Source organism: Streptomyces sp. NPDC008317, from assembly GCF_042955955.1.
In the GTDB taxonomy this organism is placed as follows: Bacteria; Actinomycetota; Actinomycetes; order Streptomycetales; family Streptomycetaceae; genus Actinacidiphila.
Window position 1 is genome coordinate 901,288 of the sequence record NZ_JBIBFQ010000002.1, and the last position, 14,596, is coordinate 915,883.

The 14,596-nt window shown below is 71.1% G+C and carries 9 protein-coding genes; 4 read left to right on the forward strand and 5 right to left on the reverse strand.

The window, feature by feature from the left end; genetic code table 11:
* Positions 1-300: 300 nt before the first annotated feature.
* Together ACFY9V_RS09005 and ACFY9V_RS09010 are read left to right on the forward strand one after the other, a co-directional pair.
* The gene (locus ACFY9V_RS09005) at positions 301-1,293 is read left to right on the forward strand and encodes a hypothetical protein (protein ID WP_391160342.1); all 993 of its coding nucleotides are present in this window, start codon (positions 301-303) and stop codon (positions 1,291-1,293) included.
* On the forward strand, positions 1,290-4,112 hold the full coding sequence (locus tag ACFY9V_RS09010) for a stealth conserved region 3 domain-containing protein (protein ID WP_391160344.1): 2,823 nt from the start codon (positions 1,290-1,292) through the stop codon (positions 4,110-4,112). Before ACFY9V_RS09005 ends, ACFY9V_RS09010 begins: the two co-directional genes overlap by 4 nt.
* Positions 4,113-4,150: 38 nt before the next feature.
* On the opposite strand, the gene ACFY9V_RS09015 is transcribed toward ACFY9V_RS09010, so the two are convergent.
* On the reverse strand, positions 4,151-5,896 hold the full coding sequence (locus ACFY9V_RS09015; protein WP_355348962.1) for a stealth family protein: 1,746 nt from the start codon (positions 5,894-5,896) through the stop codon (positions 4,151-4,153).
* Between the two features lie 438 nt (positions 5,897-6,334).
* On the opposite strand from ACFY9V_RS09015, the gene ACFY9V_RS09020 reads away from it, so the two are divergent.
* Together ACFY9V_RS09020 and ACFY9V_RS09025 are read left to right on the forward strand one after the other, a co-directional pair.
* Complete coding sequence (locus tag ACFY9V_RS09020) at positions 6,335-7,330, forward strand: glycosyltransferase family 2 protein (RefSeq protein ID WP_355348965.1); 996 nt, start codon at positions 6,335-6,337, stop codon at positions 7,328-7,330.
* Positions 7,327-7,770: a GtrA family protein gene (locus ACFY9V_RS09025; RefSeq protein WP_355348968.1), complete on the forward strand. Its 444-nt coding sequence runs from the start codon at positions 7,327-7,329 to the stop codon at positions 7,768-7,770. The genes ACFY9V_RS09020 and ACFY9V_RS09025 overlap by 4 nt, the downstream gene beginning before the upstream one ends.
* Positions 7,771-7,812: 42 nt before the next feature.
* On the opposite strand, the gene obgE is transcribed toward ACFY9V_RS09025, so the two are convergent.
* The 4 genes from obgE to ACFY9V_RS09045 form a co-directional block, all read right to left on the reverse strand.
* The gene (obgE, locus tag ACFY9V_RS09030) at positions 7,813-9,255 is read right to left on the reverse strand and encodes a GTPase ObgE (protein ID WP_355348971.1); all 1,443 of its coding nucleotides are present in this window, start codon (positions 9,253-9,255) and stop codon (positions 7,813-7,815) included.
* 168 nt (positions 9,256-9,423) lie between these two features.
* Complete coding sequence (gene rpmA / locus ACFY9V_RS09035; RefSeq protein WP_031514533.1) at positions 9,424-9,678, reverse strand: 50S ribosomal protein L27; 255 nt, start codon at positions 9,676-9,678, stop codon at positions 9,424-9,426.
* A gap of 14 nt (positions 9,679-9,692) precedes the next feature.
* Positions 9,693-10,013, reverse strand: coding sequence for a 50S ribosomal protein L21 (gene rplU, locus ACFY9V_RS09040; RefSeq protein ID WP_355348975.1), 321 nt, complete (start codon positions 10,011-10,013; stop codon positions 9,693-9,695).
* A gap of 270 nt (positions 10,014-10,283) precedes the next feature.
* Positions 10,284-14,489 carry an Rne/Rng family ribonuclease gene (locus tag ACFY9V_RS09045; protein ID WP_391160346.1) on the reverse strand — a complete coding sequence of 1,402 codons (4,206 nt, stop codon included), beginning with the start codon at positions 14,487-14,489 and terminating at the stop codon, positions 10,284-10,286.
* Positions 14,490-14,596: the final 107 nt, after the last annotated feature.

Genomic DNA, 14,596 nt, shown 5'->3' on the forward strand with positions numbered 1-14,596 from the left:
CCTGCCGGACCGAGCCGCCGCTCAGGGCGCGCACGGCAAGCGGGGCCGCACGGACGACTCCGGGAATCGACTCGGCGTTCCCGCCGCGTTCACCCGCTGTGCGATCATTTCCACCGCCTCGACTCACAGCGGGTGGCAGTGACACGGCTCCGGCGGAACCAGTGATCCACTTCACACATTCGATTGGCCCGCAGGTGAACAGCCATGGTCAGGAATTGCAACATTCGGCCAACTTGCTGATGTTTGGCATCCTTGACAGGATGCGTTGGCTGACCAATGAGAATGGGAGACACGTGCGCCGTGAGTGATTCGCTCCTGCCCTACGCGGTGGGCGCGGTAAAGCGCGCCCGCACCCTGGCGGTACGAGCCCGCCGCAAGGTCGAGCGGATGAACACTGTGCCCGCGCTCGGTACAGGCATCAGACCGCGGCCGATGATCACCCCGGTCCACCTCTCAGTGCTCGGCGGCCGCACGCTGAACCTCGCGGTGCCCTTCTCCCGGCACACCGCCGACCCTTCCGCGGCCCGCCTCGAACTGATCCACGGCAACCATCGGGTCAGTGTCGACCTCGCCCTGGAGCCGGAGTCCGACACGTCCCTGCTGCTCACCGCGACGGTACCGCTGCGGTACACCGAAGGTGAGAACGACACGGGGCGCGGGCTGCTGCTCAGTGCGGGGCTCTGGCGGTTCTGTGTCGTCGTCACGGACGAGGGCGGTCGTGAGACCAGATCCGACCTGGCCGCCCTGGCGTTCGCCGCGGTGCACGGCCCGATGCTCCCGACCTCGCCGTCCGAGTCCAGCGGCGCGGTCTTCCGGCCGGTGCGCTCGGTGGACGGCCGCGCCATGCTCAAGGTCACAGCCCCCGCCCACCAGGCCGAACTCGTCAGATTCGACCTGCTCTGGGACCGGGTGACCGTGCACGGCCGACTGCTGGCCGCACGGCACCCGGTGACCGAGTACACCGCCGAGGTCGTACGCCGGGGAGCCAACAAATCCGTCTCGGCGGCGCTCGATTGGGACGGCGACAACTTCACCTTCGACCTGCCGTTGCGAGCCATGACCGACGGTCCGGGCGTCCAGCGCACCTGGGACGTCCAACTGCGCGGGGGGCGCGCCAAGCTGAAGGTCGCCAAGCGGCTCACCCAGGTGCGTCATCCCAAGCAGGTCTTCCGGACTCCCTTTCGCATCATCGCCCTGGACGACGGTTCCTTGACCCGTGCGCACGTCTATCTCACGCCTGCCGGTGCCCTTGCGGTGGCCTGCGCGGCCATCGGAACCAACGAGGACGCATGAAGATCACATTTCTGCTCACCTGGGGCGACGAGATGGGCGGCACGGAAATGGCCGCCTACACCCAGGCGATCCATCTCTCCGCCCGGCACGAAGTCGAAGTGCTGAGTGTCTTCAAGACCCGCCTGGAGCCGTTCTTCGCGGAGGCGAAGCAGATCAAGCGGCGCTACCTGGTGGACAGGACCGGCGCCTACGGGCGTCCGGTACGCCGCAGCACGCTGGACGAGGAAGCGTGCAGGACGCTGCAGTCGCTGCCCAGCGAACTGATCAAGCCGGTCTGGGAGAACACCTTCGACCAGCTCTCCGACATCGAGATGACCGCCGCGCTGCCCGCGCTCGACTGCGATGTGCTGATCACCACCTCCCCGGCCCTGATGGCCGCCGCCGCGGAACTGGCTCCGGCCCGTGTGGTGACCGTGCACGAAGAGCACCGCGCTTCCCAACTGCGCGGCGTAGCCGGTGAACCGCTGCTGGTGTACGGCCCGCGGATCGACGCCCTGGTGTCGCTGACCGAGCGCACGAACGACTGGTTCGCCGACTCGCTCGGCGACGCGGCGCCCGAGCTCGTCACCATTCCCAACGCGGTGTCCGACGGCTACCGCCCGCGCTCCGACCTCCAGAACAAGGTCATCGTGCTGGCCGCCCGCATGACCCCGGAAAAACAGCTCAACCACGCCATCCAGGCGTTCCACCAGATCTCCGGCGACTTCCCCGACTGGAAGCTCCGGATATTCGGCGACGGCCCCCAGGAAGTGCGGCTGCGCCAGCTCGTCGAGGGATTCGGCCTGCAACTGCGGGTCGAACTGGTGGGCCGCTCGCAGCAGATGGACGAGGAGTGGGCCAAGGCCGGGCTCTGTGTCCTGCCCTCGCGCAACGAAGCCTTCCCGCTGGTGCTCCTGGAGATGTTCGCCGCCGGTGTGCCGGTAGTGGCCTACGACATCGTCACCGGCCCGGCCGAGATCATCAGGCACGACGTGGACGGGCTGCTGGTGCCGCCCGGTGAGATCGACCTGCTGGCCGAGGCGATGGCCCGGCTGATCGGTGACGAGCAGACTCGGCACGCCTTCGGCAAGGCGGCGCGCGAGGGCGTCTACGAGCGCTTCAGCGGTGAGGACATCACCGCCCGCTGGGAGGAGTTGTTCACCCGGCTGGTGGCCGAGCGCGACAACCCGCAGCGCCTGGGACGACGTGCCGACCGGGCGGCGCTGCGGGTGGTGGCGGGCGGCACGCGCAACTTCACCGTGGCCGCGCCCGTCTCGCCGCTGGCGAATTCCACCGACGAGCAGAAGGCCCGGGAGGTGATGATCCAGGCGCAGGACCGCAAGCTGGTGCGCTCCGCGGGGCGGCTCGCCGAGGTCCGCGACGACGTCAACGGGCCCCAAATGCTCGCGACCAACCTGGAGATCAGCGCCACCGTCCTTGAGGACGTCGGCATTCCGTACGTCCTGCTGCGGGCCGACGGCGTCCAGCACCGGCTCGCGGTACCGGTCGAGGAACGGCCCCGGGTGCTTGAGGCGCTGGCCACCGCCCTGCACGGCAAGGCGGTCTACGCCGAGCTGATCTCCCCGCGTGGCGCCGCGCCCGGAGCGGTGCTGGCGGAACGGCTGCGGGACGTCGGCGAGGTGGCCGGGCTGCGGATCTTCAAGCCGGTGGTCACCGGCAGCCGTACCCTGCGCTACGGGCCCGCGTACGGCTGCAGCGTGGAGTTCTGGTCCGTCGACGAGGAAGACGGCTGGCGTTCCACCCCACGGGCGACGACGCTCCTTGGGCGCCGGTTGCCGTCCCTCGAACCCACCGCGAAGCTGCGGGTGGGCGAGCGGGACTACCCGACGCTCTCGCAGTTCACCAAGCAGTTGATGTGGGATGTCGACCAGCCCATCGACGTCGTCTACACCTGGGTGGACGGCGACGACACCGCATGGCAGGACCGCCGCAACGAGGCGCGCCGCCGACGCGGACTGCCGGTCTCGGAGAACACGGACGTCGACAACGGCGACGTGAGGTTCCGCAACCGTGACGAACTGCGCTACTCACTGCGGTCGCTGGAGATGTACGCGCCCTGGGTGCGCAACATCTATCTGGTGACCGACGACCAGGTGCCGCCCTGGCTCGACACGTCGTGCCCCGATGTGAAGGTGGTGAGCCACCGGGACATCTTCGCCGACCCGAGTTGCCTGCCCACCTTCAACTCGCACGCCATCGAGAGCCAGATCCACCGGATCGAGGGCCTGTCCGAGCACTTCCTTTATCTGAACGACGACGTCTTCATGGGCCGCCCGGTCACACCCGAGCTGTTCTTCCTCAGCAACGGCATGGCGAATTTCTTCCGGTCGCCGACCGCCGTACCGCCGACCGAGCCGTCGGACGAGGACGAGGGCTACTTCGCAGCGGCCAAGAACAACCGCAAGCTGCTGGAGGACGCCTTCGGACGGACCGCCACGCAGAGCTTCCTGCACACGCCGCACGCGCTGCGCCGCAGCGTGCTCGCGGAGATCGGCGAGAGGTTCCCGGAGGAGGTGGCCAGGACCGCGGCCAACCCCTTCCGCGGCAACAGCGACCTGTCGATCACGTCGTCGCTGCACCACCACTACGGCTACCTGACCGGCCGCTGCGCGCCCGGCAGGATCTCGTGCAGCTACGTCAACGTCGGCAACTACGACCACCACTCGGTGCTCGGCCGACTGCTCGCGTCCCGAAACTACGATGTCTTCTGCATCGGCGAGTCGCCCGACGCCGAGGTGCCCGCCGAGGAGCAGGCGCGCGTGATGTACGCCTTCCTCAACGCCTACTACCCCGTGAAGTCCCGCTTCGAGCGGGACTGAACGGGGCAGGCGCCGGCGACAGCCCGCCCGGTGCCGGGCTACTCCTTCTCGAAGGGGCTCGGCACCGGGAAGTACGCGTCGAGGAACGGGGTGATCAGGTCCTTCTGGCCGGTCGCGTCGTTCTCCGTGGAGACCGTGTCATTGATGCAGAAGACGGTCTTGTCGCGGTTGGCGAGCAGCCGGCCGAGCCGGGTCTCGGTCCAGGGGTGGGTCAGGTCCAGGTAGGTGTACGGCAGGTCGTTGGACGGGATCGCGCGCCTGGTGTGGAAGGCGTAGTAGTGGTGCAGCGACGAGGCGACGGAGATGTCGTCCATGCTGCGGAAGTGGCTGGACTCGGTGTGCCGGTACTCGGCGGCGAACTCGTCCTCGATCTCGTCCAGGACGCTGCGCCGCAGGGCGTGCGGCATGTGCTTCATCTTCTGCACGAGGACGGCGCCGTAGCGCTCCTCGATCAGCCGCCGGTTGTTCTTCCCGGCCGCCGCGACCGGCGGGTCGGCCTCCGTCTTCTCGCCCAGCGGCACCAGCGCGGGTGAGGGGAAGAACTTCGTCAGGCCGTTGGCGAGGAAGAAGTCCTGCGGCGTCACCTCGTTGCCGAGCAGCACGTCGTCGTTGAAGTACAGGAAGTGCTCCGACAGGCCCTCGATGTGGTGCAGTTGGCTCTCGATGGCGTGCGAGTTGAAGGTCGGCAGCGAGCCGGGCGAGCGGAAGATCTGCCGGTGGCTGACCACCTCGATGCCGGGGTGCTCGGTCTTCAGCCAGGACGGCGTCTGGTCGTCGGTGACCAGGAAGATCTTCCGGACCCACGGCGCGTACATGTGCAACGAGCGCAGTGAGTACCGCAGTTCGTCACGGCTGAGGTAGCGCGCCGCGTTGGCCGCCTCGTCGTGGTACGCCGCGCCGGTGAAGTCCGCGCGGCGGCGCAGCCACGCCGGGTCCGCGCCGTCCACCCAGGTGTAGACGACGTCGACCGGGAAGCGGATCTCGTCGGTGGTGTGGATCGCGAAGTGCTCGCGGGTACGGACCTCGAAGCGCGGGCCCGCGCCGGTGTCGCGCGGCGCGAGGTCGGTGAAGAACGCCTCGGGCGCCTGCACGGTCTTGGCGTCGGCGGGGACGGCCTCGGCGAATTTGCCGGGGCGCGGCGCCACGAGCGCGCCGTCCTCCTCGCGCCAGAACTCGATGTCGCAGCCGTAGCGGGTGCCGAGCGCCAGGCCCTTGCTCTCGTCGGTGCGGTACCAGGTGAGGCGGAAGACCCCGGCGCCCGCCAGACGGCGCCAGGACGGCTGCTCGTAGCCCGGCAGCGACTCCTCGGGCACCGGGGAGTTCCCCTTGACCGCGGTCACGTAGCCGGGCTCCTCGGCGCACAGCGCGGTCAGCGCGGCGAGCACCGCCTCCCGGTCGCTCTCGTGGACGGCCACGGCCGAGGCGGTGTGCGAGCGGCCCCGTACGCAGAAGTGGTCGAGACCGGCGGCGGACAGGCAGCCGAGGACCGCGTCGAGGTTGGCCCTGCGGGCCGCCAGCGGGGTCACGCCGGGGACGATCAGCGCGACCTTCGCCTCGCGGTTGACCGTGATCACCGTGCGGTCCGGACGGTCCACCAGCGCCTGGTGGCGCTTGCCGACCCTGGCCGCCCTGGCCCGCTCGGCGGCGGCGGTCGCGCCCGCGATGCGCAGCTTCACCTGCTTGCGCAAGTCCGAGTCGACGCGGGAGGCGATCTTCCGTCGGGCGCTCTCCGGTACTGCTCGTCGGTAGACCCCCAGCAGTCGGGGTGCCTCGGGATTACGCACGGCGGGCGGCTCCTCATCGATTGCGGGGCCCGCCGCGACGCGGGCCGTTGACGTACGACGACGGCCCGTACGGTGGTCCGGGCCGATACCTCAAGTATGCCTTGCGTTCTCCAAGGGGCCGCGTGCGGTATACCTGTCCGGAACTCCGGCCGCGCGCGACGTTACACGTAATGCGGAATCAGGAATTCGGTTGCCCATCGTTGGGTGAATTCTTCATTGAGCCGCAAGGGCGCTTCGCGTAACTTTCCCCGACGCCTTGTTCGGCGCCCAAAGCAGGGCCACGGGCCGTCCTACGCTGACGCAGAGCGTGCGGGATCACGTGCGGATCCGTCCGCCGGGACCGCACTCACTCAGCACTCACTCAGGACTTACCCAGCACTCGCCCTGAATCCGCACCGCATCCGCCCTGCATCCGCGTACGGCGCCGAAAGTGATCTCATGCGACTGTCGATCGTAGTTCCCTGCTACAACGAAGAAGCCGTGATCGAGCTCTTCGACGTACGCATCCGGGAGACCCTCACGGCGCTCTCCGTCGATTACGAGCTGTGCTACGTCGACGACGGCAGCTCCGACCGCACCCTGGAGCGGCTGCGGGCCCTGGCCGAGAACCGCGAGGCGAGCACGCGATACGTGTCCTTCAGCCGGAACTTCGGCAAGGAGGCGGGCATCCTGGCCGGGCTCAAGGAGACGACCGGGGACGCGGTGGTCGTGATGGACGCCGACCTCCAGCACCCGCCGGAGCTGATCGCGCGCATGCTGGAGCTGCACCGCGCCGGGCACGACCAGGTGATCGCGCGGCGCACCCGCGAGGGCGACAAGAAGCTGCGCACGGCCGCCAGCCGGCTCTACTACCGGATGATCAACAAGTGGGTGGACGTCGAACTGACCGACGGCGTCGGGGACTTCCGGCTGCTGTCGCGGCGCGCGGTCGACGCGCTGCTCGCGATGCCGGAGTACAACCGCTTCTCCAAGGGACTTTTCTCCTGGATCGGCTTCGACACCGTCACCTTCGACTACCGCAATGCCGCGCGGGAGGCGGGCGAGACGAAGTGGCACTTCGGCGCGCTCATCAATTACGGCATGGACGGGCTGATCTCGTTCAACAACCGGCCGTTGCGGCTGGCCATCTATCTGGGAATGGCGCTCAGTGCCGTCGCGGCGGCGTATGCCGTGGTCGTCACCGTCATGGCGATGATCAAGGGGCCCGACGCGCCCGGTTATGTGACGCTGCTCGTCGCCGTCGTCGGTCTGGGCGGGCTCCAGATGCTGATGCTGGGGTTGATAGGCGAGTACATTGGGCGCATCTACTACGAGACCAAGCGACGGCCGCACTTCCTGGTCAAGGAGACGAACGCGCCGCGGGCCTTCGGGGTGGCACGGCAGGCCGGCGCCGCACCGACGAGCGCGTCGCTGCCCCGGATGGAGATCCGTTGAGCCTGGCCGGCACCCGCTCACCGCAACTGCTCCAGATCGTGCGGTTCGCCCTCGTGGGCGGGGTCAACACCGCCACCTTCTACGGCTTCTACCTGGCCCTGCACCCGTGGATGCCGTACTTCGCCGCGTACACCCTGGCGTTCGTGCTCAGCATGATCGGGTCGTTCTTCCTGAACACGTACTTCACGTACCGGACGCGGCCCACCTGGCGGAAGTTCCTGCTCTTCCCGCTGACCAACCTGACCAATTACGTGGTCACGAGCGTCGGCGTCTACGCCCTCGTGGAGTGGGCGGGCATGAACGACAAGATCGCCCCGCTGGCCGCCGCGGCAGCCGCCATCCCCTTCACCTACCTGCTGAGCCGCCGGATTCTCACCCCGCCGTCCGCGCTCGCCGAGCCCGACCCGAACCGCCCCTCCCCGGCCCACGCGGACGCCTGACCCACCCCGACCGGCCCCCTTCCCAGGGGGCCGGTCGCGCGTTTACTTGAACGGGTCGAAGCCGTGGTACTCCTCTTCGGCGTCGTCGCGCTCGGCCTGCTTGTCGCGGCGGCGGGTGACGGCGGCGCGAGGGGCGTCGAAACGGTGGTCCTCGCCGCGGCGGCCGAGCATTTCGGCGCCTGCGGCCATGCTGGGCTCCCAGTCGAAGACGACGGCGTCCTCGTCGGGGCCGATGGCGACGGCGTCGCCGGCGTTGGCGCCGGCCTTGAGGAGGGCGTCCTCGACGCCGAGGCGGTTGAGGCGGTCGGCGAGGTAGCCGACGGCCTCGTCGTTGGAGAAGTCGGTCTGGCGGACCCAGCGTTCGGGCTTCTCGCCGTGCACGCGGTACAGGCTCTCGCCGTCGTGGGTGACGGTGAACCCGGCGTCGTCGACGGCCTGCGGGCGGATGACGACGCGGGTGGACTCCTCCACCGGCTTGGCGGCCCGCGTCTCGGCGACGATCTTCGCCAGGGCGAACGACAGCTCGCGCAGCCCCTCGTGGGAGACGGCCGACACCTCGAAGACCTGGTAGCCGCGGCTCTCCAGCTCCGGCCTGATGATCTCGGCGAGGTCGCGCCCGTCGGGCACGTCGATCTTGTTGAGCACGATCAGCCGCGGCCGGTCCTCCAACCCGCCGCCGTACGCCCGCAGTTCCTCCTCGATGATGTCGAGGTCGCTGGCGGGGTCGCGGTCGGACTCCAGCGTCGCGGTGTCCAGCACGTGCACGAGCACCGAGCAGCGCTCGACGTGCCGCAGGAACTCCAGGCCGAGGCCCTTGCCCTGGCTGGCGCCGGGGATCAGCCCCGGTACGTCCGCGATCGTGTAGACGGTCGAACCGGCCGTCACCACACCGAGGTTGGGCACCAGCGTGGTGAACGGGTAGTCGGCGATCTTCGGCTTGGCGGCCGACAGCACCGAGATCAGCGAGGACTTGCCCGCGCTCGGGTAGCCGACCAGCGCCACGTCGGCGACCGTCTTCAGTTCCAGGACGATGTCCCGCGCCACACCGGGCTCGCCGAGCAGCGCGAAGCCGGGCGCCTTGCGGCGGGCCGAGGCCAGCGCCGCGTTGCCGAGGCCGCCGCGACCGCCCTGGCCCGCGATGAAGGTGGTGCCCTGGCCGACGAGGTCGGCCAGCACATTGCCGTCCTTGTCCTGCACGACCGTGCCGTCGGGCACCGGCAGCACCAGGTCCGTACCCTCCTTGCCCGACCGGTTGCCGCCCTCGCCGGGCTTGCCGTTGGTCGCCTTGCGGTGCGGGCTGTGGTGGTAGTCGAGCAGCGTCGTGACGTCCTGGTCGACGACGAGGATCACGTCGCCGCCCCGGCCGCCGTTCCCGCCGTCGGGGCCGCCCAGCGGCTTGAACTTCTCCCGGTGAACGGAGGCGCAGCCGTGGCCTCCGTTACCCGCGGCGACATGCAGCTCGACGCGGTCCACGAAGGTGGTCATGGCATTCCTCCAGATACGTACGGGGTGGTGCGGATGTGCACGGGGTGGTGCGGTACGCGCGCTTTCACGCGTTCCAAGACGTAACACGCCGAGGGCGGCCCCGCTTCCCTGGTCGGGAAGCGAGGTCCGCCCTCGGAGGTGAAACTGTGTCGCTCTACGGTGCCTGGATCAGGCGGCCGGAACGATGTTCACTACACGACGCCCACGCTTGGTGCCGAACTCGACCGCACCGGCGGAGAGGGCGAACAGCGTGTCGTCCTTGCCGATGCCGACGCCGGAGCCGGGGTGGAAGTGCGTGCCGCGCTGGCGGACGATGATCTCACCGGCGTTGACGACCTGGCCGCCGAAGCGCTTGACGCCGAGCCGCTGAGCGTTGGAGTCGCGACCGTTCCGAGTGGACGATGCGCCCTTCTTGTGTGCCATCTCTCCTCAGTCCCTTACTTCGCAGCCGTGGGGATGCCGGTGATCTTCAGCGCCGTGTACTGCTGGCGGTGACCCTGGCGACGGCGGTAGCCGGTCTTGTTCTTGTAGCGCAGGATGTCGATCTTCTGGCCCTTGTGGTGGTCCACGATTTCGGCCTCGACCTTGACACCGGCCAGCACCCACGGGTCGCTGGTGACGGCGTCGCCGTCGACGACGAGCAGCGTCGAGAGCTCGATCGCGTCGCCCACCTTGCCCGTGGGAATCTTGTCAACCTCAACGATGTCGCCGACAGCCACCTTGTGCTGACGACCACCGCTACGCACGATTGCGTACACGCGGATCTCACTCTCTCGCTCTTGAAATCGGACCCCTGATGCCAGCCGTCCCGATGGTGCGCGGGGGGCCTCTCCCGGCGGACCGGGAGGGATTTGCTCAGAAGTGGGCGCACAAACGCCGAAGGTCAAGACTACGGAGGGCCTCCGGCCCGGTCAAATCCGCTACGGTGCCCCGCCGCGAGACCTGTGCCCCGAAGGGGCACAGCCCACCCGCAGGGTGGACACGCGTGGCCCGCGCCCGGGGCAGGGCGCGGGCCACGCGGGGCCGGACTACTCGGAGGGCGCGGCCGACTTCTTGGCGGCAGCCTTCTTCGTGGTCGTCTTCTTGGCCGCGACCTTCTTCGTCGCCGTCTTCTTGGCGGCAGCCTTCTTCGTGGCGGCCTTACGCGGCGCCCGCTTCTTGGGCTCCGCGTCAGCGGCATCGGCGGCCGGTGCCTCGGCCGGGACGACCACGACGGCCGCGTCGTCGGCGCCCGACGGCGACCCGGCGGGAGCCGTCACCTTGCGCGTGGCACGACGACGGGCACGGGCCGGGGGCTCCGTGGAGACCTCGGGCTCGGGCGCGGCCTCGACCGGGGCCGTCGGGGCCTCGGCGGGGACGACCACGACAGCGGCGTCCTCGGAGACCGCGGGAGACCCGGCGGGAGCCGTCACCTTGCGCGTGGCACGACGACGGGCGCGGGCCGGGGGCTCCGTGGAGACCTCGGGCTCGGCGACCGGCGCCTGCTCGATGACGGGCTCGCTGACCGGGACGACCACGACGGCCGGTTCCGGCTCGTGGTCGGCCGCGGGCGGCGCGCCCGCGGGCGAGGTGGCCTTACGGGCGCCGCGCCGCCGGGAGCGGCCGCGGCTGCCGTGGGCGGCGGCCTCGGCCTCGGCCGCGGTGCCGAACCACTCCTCCTCGGGGTCGCCGACGGTCGGCACCAACTCGGCCTCGCCGACCTCGATCGGCTCCAGCTCGGGCAGTTCGTCGGCCGAGTCGACCGAGTCGGCGTCGTCCGCGTCCGCCTCCAGCACGTGCTCGTTCTCGTGCTCGTGGTCGTGACCGTCGCCCGCCGCGCCGCCGTTGCCGGACTTGCCGCGCCGCTTGCGCTTGCCGCCGCCACCGCCGGTGGTGGTCGCCTGGTCCATGTGGACGATGACGCCGCGCCCGTTGCAGTGCACGCAGGTCTCGGAGAAGGACTCCAGCAGGCCCTGGCCGACCCGCTTGCGGGTCATCTGCACCAGGCCGAGCGAGGTGACCTCGGCCACCTGGTGCTTGGTCCGGTCCCGGCCCAGGCACTCCAGCAGCCGCCGCATGACCAGGTCGCGGTTGGACTCCAGGACCATGTCGATGAAGTCGATGACAACGATGCCGCCGAGGTCCCGCAGCCTGAGCTGGCGGACGATCTCCTCGGCCGCCTCCAGGTTGTTGCGGGTGACGGTCTCCTCCAGGTTGCCGCCCTGCCCGGTGAACTTGCCGGTGTTGACGTCGACCACGACCATCGCCTCGGTCTTGTCGATCACCAGCGAACCGCCGGACGGCAGCCACACCTTGCGGTCCAGCGCCTTCAGAAGCTGCTCGTCGATGCGGTACGTCGCGAAGACGTCGATCTCCGAGGTCCAGCGCGACAGCCGGTCCGCCAGGTCGGGCGCGACGTGGGTGACGTACTCGTGGATCGTGCTCCACGCCTCGTCACCGCTGACGATGACCTTCGAGAAGTCCTCGTTGAAGATGTCGCGGACGACGCGGACGGTCATGTCCGGCTCGCCGTAGAGCAGCGTCGGCGCGTTGCCGCTCTTGGCCTTCTTCTGGATGTCCTCCCACTGTGCCTGGAGGCGTTCGACGTCGCGGCGCAGCTCGTCCTCGCTGGCGCCCTCCGCGGCGGTGCGGACGATGACGCCCGCGTCCTCGGGGACGATCTTCTTGAGGATGGTCTTCAGCCGGGCCCGCTCGGTGTCGGGGAGCTTGCGGCTGATGCCGGTCATCGAGCCCTCGGGCACGTACACCAGGTAGCGGCCGGGCAGCGAGACCTGGCTGGTCAGGCGGGCGCCCTTGTGGCCGATCGGGTCCTTCGTCACCTGGACGAGGACCGGCTGGCCGGACTTGAGCGCGGACTCGATACGGCGCGGGCCGTTGCCCATGCCGAGCGCCTCGAAGTTGACCTCGCCCGCGTACAGGACGGCGTTGCGGCCCTTGCCGATGTCGACGAACGCGGCCTCCATGGACGGCAGCACGTTCTGCACCTTGCCCAGGTAGACGTTGCCGACGTAGCTGGTGGCCTGCTCCTTGTTGACGTAGTGCTCGACGAGGACGTTGTCCTCCAGCACGCCGATCTGGGTGCGCTCGCCGTTCTGCCGGACCACCATGACGCGCTCGACGGCCTCGCGGCGCGCCAGGAACTCCGCCTCGGTGATGATCGGCACGCGGCGGCGGCCCTGCTCGCGGCCCTCGCGGCGGCGCTGCTTCTTGGCCTCCAGGCGCGTGGAGCCCTTGATGGACTGCACCTCGTCGGCGCCGGTGCCGCCACCGGACTCCGACTTCTGGCGCGGCTCGCGGACCTTGACGACCGTGCGCTCCGGGTCGTCGCCGCCGTTGGCGGAGTCGTCGGCGCCGGAGTCGGAACCGCGACGGCGACGGCGCCTGCGGCGACGGCTGGTGCTGGAACCCGAGCCGTGGTCGTCGTCGTGCGCCGACTCGTCGGCGGAGTCCTCCTCGTCGTCGCCCTCGGACGACTCGTCCTCGTCGTCGGAGGACGCGGTGTCCTCGTGCTCGCTGGACTCGCCCCGGCGACGGCGGCGACCGCCGCGGCGGCGACGGCGGGACGGACGGTCATCGCCGTCGTGCTCGCCGTCGGCGTCCGCGTCGTTGTCCTGCTCGTCGTCCGCGTCGGGGTCGGCCTCGTCCACGTCCACGGCGGTGGCCGCCTCGGCGGTCGCCGGCTCCGCGGCGGAGCCGCCACGGCGACGGCGGCGGCGGCGCGGGCCGCTGTCCCGCTCGTCGGTCTCGTCCTCGTCGGCGACGGCGGGCTCCTCCGCGACGGCACCGGCCGCCACGGGCTCGGCCGTGGGCGCCTGGAAGACCGGCGGCTGGAAGACGGCCGTCGGCGGACGCGACGCCCTGCGGCGTCCGCGCGCCGGGCGCTCCTCGGTCCTGACCTCAAGGGTGATGGACGCGACGGGGATGCCGAACGCCTCGGCGAGGGCGGCCACCGCGTTGGCGTTCGCCTCCTCGACCGTCTGGCCGTAGCCGCGGATCTCGTACGCGTCGTCGACCTCGACGTTCCACTCGTCGCCGTCCTGGAGCGCCTTCCCGGTGTACTCGAAGCGCTCTTCCGGCGTGTCGTGCGCACTGGCGGTGACGGTGTCGGCCTCGGCCTCGGCCTCGTCCCGGGGCGCCAGCGCGCCCGGCTTCAGCCGCCGGGAGCCGTCGCCCGCGGAGAACGTCGCCGCAGGGGCTCCGGCCGTGCGCTTGCGTGACCGCCGGGCGCGCGGCTCCGGCTCGGCGGCCGGGGCGGGCGGCGCCACGGGCGCCGCGGGTGCGGGGGCCTCGGCGATCTCGCCCGCGGTGCCGTCGGCGGCGGGCGCCTCGGCGGGTGCGGCCACCTTGCGCGTGGCACGACGGCGGGCACGCGGCGGGGCCGCGTCCCCAGCGGGGGCCTCGGCGGCGGCGGGGGCCTCGGCGGCGGGCTCGGCGGTCACCGCGGCGGGCGTACCGCCGTCAGGGGCATCGCCCGAGGCGGTCTCGTCGGCGGTGGAGGCGGCCGGGGCGGCCACCTTGCGCGTGGCGCGACGGCGGGCACGCGGCGGGGCCGCGTCCCCAGCGGGGGCCTCGGCGGCGGCGGGCTCGGCGGTCACCGGGCCGGGCGTACCGCCGTCAGGGGCATCGCCCGCAGCGGTCTCGTCCGCCGTCGAGGCGGCCGGGGCCGCCACCTTGCGGGTAGCACGGCGGCGAGCGCGCGGCGGCGCGGCGGGGGCCTCGTCGGAGGCGGCGGTGTCGTCAGCGGCGGAGCCGGACGCCGCGGCGGTGTCCGTACCGCCGTCAGGGGCATCGCCCGCAGCGGTCTCGTCGGCGGTGGACGCGGCCGGGGCCGCGACCTTGCGTGTGGCGCGACGGCGAGCGCGCGGCGGGGCGGCTGCCTCGGACGCCGAGGCGTCGTCGGAGGCCGGAGCCAGGCTCTCGGCGGTCTCGGAACTCATGGGGGCGGCCGTGGCGGCGTCGGAGGCGGTCTCGTCACCGGCGGTCACGGCCGGAGCGGCGACCTTGCGGGTGGCGCGACGGCGAGCGCGCGGCGGGGCGGCTGCCTCGGACGCGGAGGCGTCATCGGAGGCCGGAGCCGGGGCCTGGGCCGCGGGCTCGGCGGGGGCGGAGCCGCCGGCGGCGTCGGTCGGGGGGCCCGCGGGGCGGGAGGCGGCCCGGCGGCGGCGCGGCGGCGCGGCCTCGGCGGCGGCCTCGGATGTGGGGGTGGGTTCGTTGGAGTCGGTCTGGTCGTGCATTCGGGCAATGCTCCCGTCGAGCTCCCGGGCGCCGCGTCCATGTCCGGTGCGGCGGGCCGCTTGGTCGCGGTGCCGCTGTCCGGGGGCGCGGGCGCCGCACGGGAGCT